Genomic DNA, 13,412 nt, shown 5'->3' with positions numbered 1-13,412 from the left:
TCCATATATACCAGATATCAAAGTATCAAAGACGCCTTCCCGTACCTGGCGATTTATTATGCTTACGATTGTGACATGAAATTAGTTCATTTGTCCCAAATTAGTTCACAGTCTGAACCATAAAAAGCTTTATCGACAAATAAGTTAGCGACAGCGACCACTTCCTCATTAACCATTAAAATAGGTAATCGGCGACGCTGCCAGCTTGGTATTCTGTATTCCTGAAATAATTTTTTCATTTTCCTTGAGCCACTCCGACCATAAGGATGAGCACTGAGACCTTCCGGATTAAACATAACAGTGATAGGCAAAGTTAACGCTGAGCGATTTAAAGTCATAGTGGCTGATTGAGAAATGGTCGCAACACTCAGTACCCCTAAATCATCGGGCAAACGTAACGCACTCGATAAATCCCAACGTTGCGAGCTCCCCGATATATCTTGAGAATCAGGGACCCAGTACAACTGCCCATCAAAGCGCCTAATCGCACCCGATGTGAGACGTAACTCAGGATTTGCATCATCTTGAGCGCAAGCCACCTCTTGCCAAAGTATCTGCAACTGCCTCTCACTGGGGAGCGTCACCGACAGTAATTCCAGCCACAATCTCAACAGATAATCACGTTTCACCGTAGACAAGGGCGTTAATGCCGATATGGATAGACCACCCAAGGTGCCAAGCATCACGTCCAGTTCTGGGCGCAGCATTTCGTAAAGCAATGCTTCTTGCTGGGCACATAAGCGAGCACTTCGATGTACTGCATGGGCAAAACTCGGCCAGCGATTATTGAGGACGGGCATCACTTGATGGCGAAGGAAGTTGCGGTCAAAGCGCGTATCCTCGTTACTTTCATCCTCAACCCACTCTAGCTTTTCTTGTACGGCGTAAGAAGCGATAGCCGATTGAGATGCCATCAAGAGCGGGCGAACAATACGCCCTTTACCCCAAGCCATATCCTCCGCCATTGAGGACAGCCCCTTGGGCCCACTCCCTCGCTTTAACGCCAGTAAAAACGTCTCAGCCTGATCATCTAAATGCTGTCCTGTTAATAAAACATCACCAACATCGACATATTGTTCTAACGCGTGATATCGCGCGTCGCGTGCAGCCTTTTCTACACTTTGCCTGTCACCAAGGTTGAGCTGTACTCTCTCGGCTTCAAACCTAATGCCCTCTTCTCCAGCCCAACGTTGGCAATCCTCTAGCCACCGCTCAGCGTAAGCACTTAGCCCATGATGAACATGAACCGCAATACATTGTCGATTCGGGTGTTGCTTGGCATAGATAGACAGCAGTCGCAATAATACCCGAGAGTCCATGCCACCGCTCAACGCGAGGATAACCTTCGATTTGTCGTTTAATGACGCAGATAGAGCGTTTGAAAATTGCTGATAAAGTGCCATTGCGGATCCTAAAAACAAATAAAGCGAGCCTATGCTCGCTTTATTATACTAATGAGATGAGCTTAACAGTAGCCGTAACTCATTAAACGCTTATAACGACGCTCAAGCAACGATTCATGATCCAGCTGGTCCAGGTCTTCAAGTTGACGCACTAGCGTTGCCTTGAGATTTTCTGCCATCTTAATTGGATCACGGTGAGCGCCACCCAACGGCTCCTCAATGATATCATCAATCAGCTCCAGCTCTTTTAGACGAGGGGCAACTAGGCCCATCGCTTCAGCCGCTTGCGGTGCTTTGTCTGAATCACGCCATAAAATAGACGCACAACCTTCCGGCGAGATTACCGAATACGTGGAGTATTGAAGCATATTCACGTAATCACCCACACCAATGGCCAGTGCACCACCAGAACCACCTTCGCCAACAACCGTACAAATAACCGGTACTGTCAGACCTGACATCACTTTAAGGTTCTTAGCGATTGCTTCTGATTGACCGCGCTCTTCAGCGCCAACACCTGGGTACGCGCCAGCCGTATCAATAAACGTAATGATAGGCATTTGGAAACGTTCTGCCGTTTCCATTAAACGCAATGCTTTACGATAGCCTTCGGGTTTTGGCATACCAAAGTTGCGCTTCACTTTTTCTTTCGTTTCACGGCCCTTTTGATGACCAATAATCATCACTGGACGACCGTCCAATCGCGCCATACCACCAACGATCGCTTTATCGTCAGCAAAAGCACGATCACCTGCTAGCTCATCGAACTCAGTAAACACGTGCTCGATGTAATCGAGCGTATAAGGGCGCTGAGGGTGACGAGCCAATTGTGCGACTTGCCAAGCGCCTAAATCACTAAAGATCTTCTTTTTAAGCTCTAGGCTTTTTTTCTCTAGTTGTTCGATTTCTTTGTCTAAATCAATCGCACTATCACCACCATGGCGAGATACATCGCGCAAGGCTTCAATTTTAGCTTCTAGTTCTGCAATTGGCTTTTCAAATTCAAGAAAGTTCAAGCTCATCAATGAATCCTTTTCGATTCAGCCCTCAAGATAATATTGAGGACCCAATTAGTTAAATTCGAGTTCTACCTGGTCTTGACCAAGTAACTGCTGTAATTCTTCTAATAACGTGTCGTTTGGTGTGACACGCCATTCTGTACCCAGCGTAAGCTTTGCTCTCGCATCTTCTCGCTGGTAATAAATATTAACCGGCACAGTTCCAGCTTTATGTGGCGCTAGAATATCAGTAAAGCGTTGGTAAAAGCGCTCATCAATTTGTTTTTCAAGTAAGGAAATTGATAATCCACGAGTAAATTTCTCGCGCGCGCTTCCTAAGTCTAAAACTTCGCGGGCAGACATTTTAAGCCCACCATTGAAGTCATCAAAGCTGACCTGTCCAGAAACGACCACTATTTTGTCTTTTTCGAGCAATTCAGCATATTTATCTAGTGCATCTGAGAACAACATCACTTCCATACGCCCAGAACGGTCATCCAATGTCATCAAGCCAATACGATTACCACGCTTTGTTGTCATCACCCTCGCGGCAATAACTAAGCCGGAAAGCGTTAACGACTGATCTCGTCTTGTTGGCGTTGCTTCATTTAGTCGACAACTGGTGTATTTATTCAGTTCCCTTAAATACGCATTTATGGGATGGCCAGTCAAATAAAGGCCGAGCGTTTCTCGCTCTCCCTCTAACCACACCTTTTCAGGCCATGCTGGTACCTGAACGTATTTGTGCTCAACTTCTTCTGGTGCTTCAGTCAATACCCCAAACATATCCGACTGGCCGAATGCTTCAGCCTGATGATGCTGGCTGGCTGCTTTCACTGCATCATTTAGTGACGCCATCAAAGCAGCACGATGAGGACCTAATCGGTCGAGTGCTCCTGCCATAATCAGCTTTTCTATGACACGCTTGTTCACTTTTTTCAGGTCAAGTCGCGCACAGAAATCGAATAAGTCTCGGAAATGCCCACCTTTGTTTCGCGCATCAATAATGGCTTCAATTGGGCCTTCACCTACCCCTTTGATGGCGCCGATACCGTAGACGATAGCACCATCATCATCGACATTAAAGCGATACAGCCCTGAGTTGATATCTGGTGGCAACAACTTAAGCTTCATGCGTAGACATTCGTCCACCAGTCCAATCACTTTTTCGGTGTTGTCCATATCTGCAGTCATTACCGCCGCCATGAACTCGGCAGGGTAATGGGTTTTCAGCCATAGCGTCTGATAAGACACCAGTGCATAGGCCGCAGAGTGAGATTTGTTAAAACCGTAACCTGCAAACTTCTCTACCAGATCGAAGATCTTCATCGAGAGTTCGCCATCAACGCCATTCGCGACCGCACCTTCTTCAAAAATGGTACGTTGCTTTGCCATCTCTTCTGGCTTTTTCTTACCCATCGCACGACGAAGCATATCGGCGCCGCCTAGCGTATATCCCGCTAGAATTTGGGCGATCTGCATAACTTGTTCTTGATACAAGATAATGCCGTACGTCGGCTCTAATGTCTCTTTAAGCGACTCATGTTGCCATTTTTCATCTGGGTATGACACCGCTTCACGACCATGTTTACGGTCGATAAAGTTATCCACCATCCCTGATTGCAATGGACCAGGACGGAACAGAGCAACCAACGCGATAATATCTTCAAAACAGTCAGGCTGAAGTCGCTTAATCAGATCTTTCATACCACGCGATTCCAGCTGGAAAACAGCGGTGGTTTCAGAGTTTTGGAGCAACCTAAATGACGCCGGATCTTCTAAAGGAATCGACTCAATACGAACCGGATCTTTGCCTTCTTTTTCCAAACGAGGATTAATCAGGCCTAACGCCCAGTCAATGATCGTGAGTGTTCTTAACCCTAAGAAGTCAAACTTGACTAAGCCTGCGGTTTCCACATCATTTTTGTCGAACTGGGTAACTGGGAAGTTCCCCTCCGCATCTGCATAAATAGGCGCAAAATCCGTGATGGTGGTGGGCGAGATAACAACACCACCCGCATGCTTACCCGCATTACGAGTACAGCCCTCAAGAATTCGGCACATGTCGATGAGATCGCGAACTTCTTCGTCGCCGTCGTATAATTGCGGCAGCGCGGGTTCCGCTTTGAATGCTTTCTCAAGTGTCATTCCAGGATCAGGCGGAATCAATTTTGAAATTCGGTCTACAAATCCAAAGGGATGCCCTAACACGCGTCCAACATCACGAATAACCGCTTTTGCCGCCATGGTACCAAAGGTGATAATTTGCGATACCGCATCGCGACCGTACATCTCGGCCACATGGTCGATAACCTGATCGCGCTTATCCATACAGAAATCGATATCAAAATCGGGCATGGAGACACGTTCAGGGTTCAAAAATCGTTCGAACAGTAAGTCGTATTCCAACGGATCTAAGTCGGTAATTTTTAGTGCGTAGGCAACCAGTGAACCCGCACCTGATCCTCGACCAGGCCCAACAGGGATATCATTATCTTTTGACCACTGGATAAACTCCATTACGATCAAGAAATAACCTGGGAAACCCATCTCATTGACAACATCGAGCTCTATTTGTAAACGTTCGTCATATTCTGGACGACGCTTAACACGCTCTTCTTCATCAGGAAATAGAAATTCAAGTCGCTCTTCTAGCCCTTCTTGTGATTTTTTCACTAAGAAGTCGGTTTCAAGCATCCCTTCGGTTGGGAACGCAGGCAAGAAATATTCATCTAGGCGAACCGTCACGTTACAACGTTTTGCGATTTCTACTGAGTTTTGCAGTGCCTCAGGAATATCAGCAAACAGCTCACACATCTCTTCTTCAGAACGAAGGTATTGCTGCGCGCTATAACGCTTTGGTCGTTTCGGATCATCAATAGTATAACCGTCATGAATCGCGACACGAATTTCATGAGCATCAAACAGTTCAGGTTCAACAAAAACAACTTCATTCGTGGCAACAACCGGCAAGCCTCGCGCTTCAGCAATTTCAATGGCAAAGTGCAAGTAACTCTCTTCGTCAGCACGACCGGTGCGCAGCAACTCTAAATAAAATCGGTCGGCAAAGTGAGTCTCATAAAACTCCAGACATTGGTTCGCTAACGCACGATTACCTTTTAATAGTGCCCTTCCAACTTCACCGTTTTTACCGCCAGAAAGTACAATTAAGCCTTCTGATAACTCGGGCAACCATGCTTTGTCGATGACTGGCTGATGTTGTACATGACCACGAAGATACGCTTTGGAAATCAATAGTGTCAGGTTGTTGTAGCCGGTGTTATTGATAGCAAGAACCGTAATACCCGTCAGCTCATCGCCAAACTCATCGGACTGCATCGTAAAATCAGCACCAATTATGGGCTTGATTCCGCAACCATGAGCATTACTGTAAAACTTCACTAAGCCACACAAGTTAGTAAAGTCGGTAAGCGCCATGGCGGGCATATTCATCTCAGCGACTTTCTTAACGAGTGGCGGCACTTTCGATAAGCCATCCACCATAGAGAAATCACTATGTACACGCAGGTGTATAAACTTGGGATCTGACATACTAAATCCTAATTGTCACGATAGTGTGGTTCATGGTCATCATTACTTATTCAATACCCAATGCGCGCTTAACTGGCTTAAAGCTTTTGCGGTGCTCGTCAATAACGCCATGTTGTTCAATCGCATCGAAGTGTGCCTTTGTCGGATAGCCTTTGTGTTTGGCAAAACCAAATTGAGGATGACGCTTGTCTAGCTCATCCATTTCAGCGTCTCGAACCACTTTGGCAATAATAGATGCCGCGCTAATTTCTGAGACGCGCAAATCCCCTTTAACCACAGCTTGTGAGTCCATTGGCAAACTTGGTGTCCGATTACCATCGATTAACACGAGGTCAGGGTTAACCTGGAGCCCAGCGACTGCTCTTTGCATTGCTACCATCGTCGCCTGAAGAATATTAAGTTCATCTATCTCTTCTGGAGAACAACGTCCAACCGCCCATGCCAACGCTTTTTCTTTAATTTCTGGGTAGAGCGCTAAACGCTTTTTTTCTGACAGCTTTTTGGAGTCAGCCAGCCCCGATATCGGGTTATTAGGATCTAAAATGACCGCGGCTGTCACAACGTCCCCAACGAGTGGTCCGCGCCCAACCTCATCCACCCCTGCAACCATGCTATAACCGTGCGGATATTCAAAAGGCGGATACTCTACTGGCGTTTTTTTGGTCATGTTCTTCACTTATTAATTAATTTCAACACAGCTTGAGCGGCTTGTTCATCCGCATTTTTCCGAATCCAGTGATGCATCTCAGTGAACTTATCTAGCACCACAGTGTTGTCTTGGTTCAATAACACCGCTAACGCATTATACAGATTTTCAACCGTACACGCGTCCATCAAACACTCTTCAACAATCCCGTCATCAGCTAAAATATTAGGCAACGAGACGTATTTGGTTTTCACCAAGCGCTTGGCTAAAAAGGTGGTAACCGCATTCATTTTGTAACCAACAACCATTGGTCTTTTTATCAGCATACATTCTAATGCAACGGTACCTGATGCGAGCAACACCACATCAGCCGCGGTGATAACGTTTCGCGCCGTGTCCTGAACGATGTGAAAGTCCAACTCCGGGGCGAAGGTTTTCCAAGCCTCTACGAACTGCTGTCGGCGCTTATCATTTACCGCAGCAACCACGAAACCTAAGTTTGGATTATCAGCGTGCAGTTTTTGACACGTTTCGATAAACGGCTGAGATAACATCTTAAGTTCATTATTTCGGCTTCCTGGTAGCACTGCGAGCCAGGTTTTATCCTGTTCAAGACCTAAAAGGGTACGAGCAGAGTGCTGATCCGACTGCAAAGGAATAGCATCAGCCAACGTATGACCAACAAATTCACAAGGCACATTATGCTGGTCATAAAATGCCTTTTCAAACGGCAAAAACGCCAACACAAGATTAGTCGCTTCGCCAATTTTAATGATGCGTTTTTGGCGCCAAGCCCAAACGGAGGGGCTGACATAATGCACGGTCGGCGTGCCCGCCTTTTTAAGGTCAAGCTCTAACCTTAAGTTGAAATCGGGGGCATCAATACCAACAAAGACATCGACGGGGTTTTCAGAAAAGTAACGGACAAGCTCCGCCTTAACATGCAATAAACGTCGTAAGCGGCCCAACACCTCAACCAGCCCCATAACCGCAAGTTCTTCCATATCAAATAGAGACTCACAACCTTGTGCGATCATTTTGGGCCCACCAATCCCAACGAACTCCGCGTCAGGGTAGCGCTGTTTAATTGATGTTATGAAACCTTCACCTAAGGTGTCACCGGATAGCTCACCAGCTACAATGCCAATTCGAAGTGGTCTTGCCATGCTTTTTCCTTTTGTTGACGTCATTCGTGCCCAAGTGATCTTCTATCGACCTAAAAGACAAAAAGACCGCTAAGTATCACACCAGCGATCTTTTATTTTCGTCATGTGTCGACGATACGTGCATATCTGTGTTTAGCGAATAATGCCACGCTCTGAGTTTTCAAAACTGTCGATCAGGCGACGGACAGCCGGGAACTCTATCGCCATTTCTTCTAAAATGGGCTTCACTTCGGCTAAGGTTTTTCCAGAGCGGTACATTTCTTTATAAGCTTTTTGCAGCGCTCTCAGTTCCGGTTTTTCAAAACCATTACGCTTCAAGCCTACTAAGTTGAGACCAAACGGCGTCGCATGATTACCTTGCGCTAATACATACGCAGGGACATCTTGTACAACAGCTGAACACCCACCAACATAAGCATAAGCGCCGACGGTACAGAATGGATGAATCGCGGACAGAGCCATCACGCCAGCATAATCACCAACGGTCACATGCCCACCCAAAATAGCATTGTTACCTATATGAGTATGGTTTCCAACAATCACGTCATGGGCAATATGCGCGTTGACACACAGTAAATTATCATTACCCACAACCGTTTGCGTTTTATCTTGAGTCGTACCGCGATGGATCTGCGCGCTTTCACGAATCACATTACGATCGCCAATAATAACTCTTGTATCTTCACCACCGTATTTTTTATCTTGGTTTTCTTCACCAATGATAGCTTGTGGGAAGATGCGGTTATCACAACCAATCGTCGTATTACCTTTAATGACAACATGCGACATGATTTCGTTATTTTCACCGATCGACACGTCACCTGAAATGTAAGTAAATGGGCCTACGCTGCTGTTCGCGCCAATAGACACATTGCCTTCAATCACTGCACTTGGATGAATTTTCGCGGTTTCATGAATCATACTAGAACTCTCGACGGGCACATTTCAATTCAGCGGAACAAACAACTTCGCCATCAACTTTCGCGACGCCATTAAAGGCTGCGATGCCACGGCGCTCTTTTAGAAATTCCACTTCAATAACTAGTTGGTCACCGGGTGTCACTGGCTTACGAAACTTAGCTTTATCAACACTAGCAAAGTAGTAAAGCTCGTTGCCCTGAGGTGCGCCAAAAGATTTAAATGCCAATAGCCCAGTTGCTTGAGCCATCGCTTCAAGAATCAATACACCAGGAAACACTGGCATTTGAGGAAAGTGACCGGTGAACTGAGGTTCGTTAACTGATACGTTTTTGATCGCCTTTAAGTATTTTGCTTCTTCGTAGTCGGTAACACGGTCAACCAACAGAAAAGGATAACGGTGAGGTAATAGTTCCTGAATTTCAGTGATGGTCATTATTTTAGTATCAGTACTCAAAGCTATATTCCTATTTCAATTCTTATATCTTACTACAGGCATTATATACCCAAATCCACTCGAGTGTCAGTTAGGGTAGTTAAGATGTAGATAAGTAAACAAACAATAAAAAGACCCGCCTAGTGCGAGTCTTTTTCAAAGAAGATAAACGTCTTACTCTTCTTTATCAATTAACTGTTTTTCAGCGGCTTTAAGTCGCTTGTTCATATCATCGATGCGATGCACACGAGCGGCTGTTTTACGCCACTCTTTATTGGTTTGCAATGGGATACCAGAAGAATAAACCCCCTTCTCTGCAATGCTTCGCATTACCATCCCCATGCCAGTAACAATGACACCATCGGCAATTTCAATATGGCCGTTAATGACACTGCCGCCACCAACTTGGCAGTACTTGCCTATTGACGTGCTACCAGCAATGATTGTACCACCGGCAAGTGCGGTACCATATCCGATGTGCACGTTGTGAGCGATTTGTAACTGATTGTCGATAATGACATTATCTTCAATAACAGTATCATCCAGCGCGCCACGATCAATCGTCGTGCAAGCGCCTATTTCTACGCGATTACCGATACGAACGGTGCCTACTTGTGGGATTTTTACCCACTCGCCTTTCTCGTTTGCATAGCCAAAACCGTCTGAGCCAATCACAGTATTTGCTTGGACTAAGCAGTGCTCACCCAACTCCACACGATGATAAATGCTGACATTTGACCACAATTGAGTATGAGCCCCTAGTTTGGCACCCTTACCAATAAAGCAACCCGCACCAACTCGAACATTGTCAGCCAGCTCAGCGCCTGCTTCAATCACAGCATTGGCGCCAACAGACACATTTTCGCCCAATTTAGCCTCAGAAGAAATCACGGCACTCGCCGCGATCCCTTCAGCCGCTTTCGGCGTTGAGTCCAAGGCTTGTGCCACTTTGGCGTAGGCTATATAAGGGTCTGCAACCACTAGAGCATTCGTACGACAATGCTCTAGTTCGGAAGCTTTGACCATGACGGCAGAAGCATGACTATCCGCTAAGTGCTTTGCATACTTTGCGTTGGTCAGGAAAGTAATCTCCCCTTTACCAGCGCTATCCATTGGCGCAACGGCATGGATACGAGTTTCCCCATCGCCATGAAGCTCACCATTAGTGATTTCAGCAAGTTGAGCTAAAGTCATTTCTGTCATCATTGTCCTACCGCTTTGTTAATCTGTTGCTTTTCTAGATCAATTACTTAAGTGAATCAATAACGTTTTGAGAAATATTGAACTCTTCCTTCGCGTAACCTACCGCTTGGATGTCAATGATCATGTCGTAACCTTGCTTCTCTGCAACTTTCTCTACCGCCTCTTGGATCACTTTAAATAGCTTCTGCTTTTCTTCCGCTTCACGACGTTGGCTCGCTTTTTCTAGAGCCTGGCCTTTGATTTTGTACTTACTATCAAGCTGACCGATCTCGATACGAAGTTTTTCTACTTCTTCTGTACCTAAAAGCTCACCATCACGTTGTAGCTTTTCCATCTTCTTAGCCGCATCCGCTTGAATGGCTTGCAACTCAGCTGCTTTGTCTTTGAATTCACTTTGAAGCTTTTGAAGAACTGCCTCACGCTGTGGCAAAGCTTGGAATACCTGAAGCGTATTCACATAACCAATTTTTTGTGCCGCTTCCGCTGCATTAGCAAAAAGTGAAGACGTTAGGATTACCAGGCCAAGACCAGCCGCTTTCATCATGTTTTTCAAGGTCAATTCCTCTATTTATATGCAATGTTTTATCGCCTATCAGCTAGGCTCTAAATGTGTAAATTCTGCGCTCTAGTACTAGAACGTATTACCAATCGTAAAGGTGAAGGCTTCTGTTTTATCACCTTCAAACTTCTTAACTGGTGTTGCTAGTGAAAATACCAATGGTCCCATTGGAGACATCCATTGAACCGCTACGCCGACGGATGCTCGATAATTCGATGGATCCGAGTAATCGTAATAGTATTGCTGACCTGACATGTTAGGGTCCGGTGACAAATACGTAAACTCTGTATCCCACAAACTCGCTGCATCAAAGAACACACTAGTACGAATTTGGTTACGGAACTCATCAGACGCGAACGGTGTCGGGACAATAAGTTCAACACTTGCCAACGCTACCGCGTTACCACCAACAGATTGCTCTGTCGCAGAATAACATGGGTTGTTACTACCTGGATTACTTGAGCAACCATTTGGATCATCGTAAACCGCTTTCGGGCCTACTGAGTTCTGTCTAAAGCCACGTAACGTAGAGAAGCCACCGACATAAAAGTTCTCATAAAATGGTAACAAGTTATCGTTGCCATTAGTTTGCCCGTAACCATTACCGTAACCCAATCGGCCTTTTAACAATAACGTAAAATTGTGACTTTGTGTTATCGGAAAATACTGCCTAACGTCATATTGCGTCTTGAAGTATTGAACATCCGAGCCAGGAACCGTCACCTTACCATAGAGTTTTTGATGGTTACCTGCTGTTGGGAAACGACCGCGGTTTAAATTATTTCGCGTCCAAGCCGCTGTCATGTGGAAATCATCGGTAATAAGGTTACCTTCCGCATCACGGTTCTTTTCTTGAGCTTGCAAGAATTTTTCAATCTGTACGTATTCTTTGATGTTACCAAGGCGACTATGAGTGTAACCACCACCAAATTCGAGGTAGTTTAATTCGTCGACCGGGAAACCCCAAGTGAGCGTTCCGCCGTAGCTTTGGTCGGTATAGTCAATAATACCCGCTTTTGAGGCTTCAAATTCGTTGTAGAATATCTGCCCACCTAAGCTGACACCATCTAAATTCCAGTATGGGTCTCGGTAGTCTAAGGTAATGTTCTTTTGGTACTTGTTGGTCATCGCACTAATACCAACACGGTCACCACTACCAGCAAAGTTATCTTGTTGTAAACCTACTTGGAAGCTAATTCCCGATTCCGTACCGTAGCCAACGCCAAAGTTGACGCTGCCAGAGTTGGCCTCTTTAACGTCATAAACCAGATCAACCTGATCTTCAGAGCCCGGTACTCGCACCGTTTGTACATCGACCGTTTCGAAGAAACCAAGACGATTCAATCGGTCTTTACCGACATCAATCGATCTAGAGTTCAACCAGCTGGCTTCCATTTGACGCATCTCACGACGTAATACTTCATCTTTCGTTGAGTTATTACCAGTAAAGCGAATGTCTCGCACATAAATACGATTGCCCGACTCGACATTAATCACCAATGATACTTGGTTATTCTCATCATCAAATTCAGGAATAGTGCGAACTTGTGGATAGGCATAACCTGACTCACCAAGTACCCGCTTAATATTTTCTTCTAAAGCAGTAACACTTGAGCCGTTGTACGTATCGCCATCGTTAAATGGAACCATACCTTGAAATTCAGCGTCTTTACCAATGAGTTGTCCGCGGAATTTCACCCCTTCGACTTGGTAGGGTGCACCTTCATCAATGCCTAACGTAATGTAGACACCTTTTTTATCCGGAGAGATCGAGACTTGGGTGGTATCAACTTTAAACTTCAAGTAACCACGATCAAGGTAGTAGGATTTCAACGCTTCAATATCGCCAGCCAAGACTTGCTTTTGGTATTTGTCGTCGGCAAGGAAATTCCACCACGCAACATCTACGTTCAAATTAAAACGAGATCGTAGCTCGTCATCGGTAAAGACTTGGTTACCAATAAAGTTGATCTGCTTGATTTTCGCTGACACACCTTCAGAAAAGACAAACTTCAAATCCGAACGATTACGTGGCAATGGAGTGACAACCGCCTGTACTTTAGCGTTGTACTTACCCACACTATAGTAAAAGTCTTCTAATCCTTTTTCTATGTTGCTCAGCGTCGTGCGATCAAGCGCCTCACCAACCAATACGCCCGACGCGTCTAGGTTTTGTTGCAGCTGCTCTTCCTTAATTGCTTCATTTCCTGAGAATGAAATACTCGCAATTGTTGGACGCTCTTTTACCTGAACAACAAGCGCATCTTGATCTCGCAATACCTTGATATCTTCAAAATTGCCAGACTTATAGAGCGCGTTAATAATCTCTGAGATATCCTTCCCATCAACCGTGTCACCAATTCGCACAGGCATTTTCAATAGTGCAGCACCCAGTGCTACCCTCTGTAAGCCTTCAATACGAATGTCCTGTACAACAAAATCCTCAGCTCCATTCGCCGACACACTGGTCGCTAGTAGAGACGCGAATAGAATATGCTTAATCGCCATACCTGCTCTAATTAATCCTTTGC

General features: G+C 45.4%; 10 protein-coding genes. All 10 read right to left on the bottom strand.

Annotated elements, in window-relative coordinates; all coding sequences use genetic code 11:
• Positions 1-86: 86 nt before the first annotated feature.
• Positions 87-1,403, bottom strand: a complete 1,317-nt coding sequence (tilS, locus tag M9196_RS15040; protein ID WP_250618349.1) for a tRNA lysidine(34) synthetase TilS — start codon at positions 1,401-1,403, stop codon at positions 87-89.
• A 62-nt stretch (positions 1,404-1,465) separates the two neighbouring features.
• Positions 1,466-2,425 (bottom strand): acetyl-CoA carboxylase carboxyl transferase subunit alpha, encoded by a 960-nt coding sequence (gene accA, locus M9196_RS15035; protein ID WP_250618348.1) that lies wholly within the window; start codon positions 2,423-2,425, stop codon positions 1,466-1,468.
• A gap of 48 nt (positions 2,426-2,473) precedes the next feature.
• Positions 2,474-5,953, bottom strand: a complete 3,480-nt coding sequence (gene dnaE / locus M9196_RS15030) for a DNA polymerase III subunit alpha (protein WP_250618347.1) — start codon at positions 5,951-5,953, stop codon at positions 2,474-2,476.
• A gap of 46 nt (positions 5,954-5,999) precedes the next feature.
• Complete coding sequence (gene rnhB / locus M9196_RS15025; RefSeq protein ID WP_250618346.1) at positions 6,000-6,620, bottom strand: ribonuclease HII; 621 nt, start codon at positions 6,618-6,620, stop codon at positions 6,000-6,002.
• A gap of 5 nt (positions 6,621-6,625) precedes the next feature.
• The gene (gene lpxB, locus M9196_RS15020) at positions 6,626-7,765 is read right to left on the bottom strand and encodes a lipid-A-disaccharide synthase (RefSeq protein ID WP_250618345.1); all 1,140 of its coding nucleotides are present in this window, start codon (positions 7,763-7,765) and stop codon (positions 6,626-6,628) included.
• Positions 7,766-7,897: 132 nt separating this feature from the next.
• Positions 7,898-8,686 (bottom strand): acyl-ACP--UDP-N-acetylglucosamine O-acyltransferase, encoded by a 789-nt coding sequence (gene lpxA, locus M9196_RS15015; RefSeq protein ID WP_250618344.1) that lies wholly within the window; start codon positions 8,684-8,686, stop codon positions 7,898-7,900.
• 1 nt (position 8,687) lies between these two features.
• Positions 8,688-9,119, bottom strand: coding sequence for a 3-hydroxyacyl-ACP dehydratase FabZ (fabZ, locus tag M9196_RS15010; protein WP_390902915.1), 432 nt, complete (start codon positions 9,117-9,119; stop codon positions 8,688-8,690).
• 174 nt (positions 9,120-9,293) lie between these two features.
• Positions 9,294-10,322 carry a UDP-3-O-(3-hydroxymyristoyl)glucosamine N-acyltransferase gene (gene lpxD, locus M9196_RS15005; RefSeq protein ID WP_250618388.1) on the bottom strand — a complete coding sequence of 343 codons (1,029 nt, stop codon included), beginning with the start codon at positions 10,320-10,322 and terminating at the stop codon, positions 9,294-9,296.
• Positions 10,323-10,365: 43 nt separating this feature from the next.
• Complete coding sequence (locus tag M9196_RS15000) at positions 10,366-10,866, bottom strand: OmpH family outer membrane protein (RefSeq protein ID WP_250618387.1); 501 nt, start codon at positions 10,864-10,866, stop codon at positions 10,366-10,368.
• 87 nt (positions 10,867-10,953) lie between these two features.
• On the bottom strand, positions 10,954-13,389 hold the full coding sequence (gene bamA, locus M9196_RS14995; RefSeq protein ID WP_250618342.1) for an outer membrane protein assembly factor BamA: 2,436 nt from the start codon (positions 13,387-13,389) through the stop codon (positions 10,954-10,956).
• Between the last annotated feature and the right edge of the window lie 23 nt (positions 13,390-13,412).

This window comes from Vibrio methylphosphonaticus (genome assembly GCF_023634655.1).
Classification (GTDB): domain Bacteria; phylum Pseudomonadota; class Gammaproteobacteria; order Enterobacterales; family Vibrionaceae; genus Vibrio; species Vibrio methylphosphonaticus.
The sequence above is the reverse complement of the archived record's forward strand: the minus strand, read 5'-3'. Positions and strand labels throughout refer to the sequence as shown.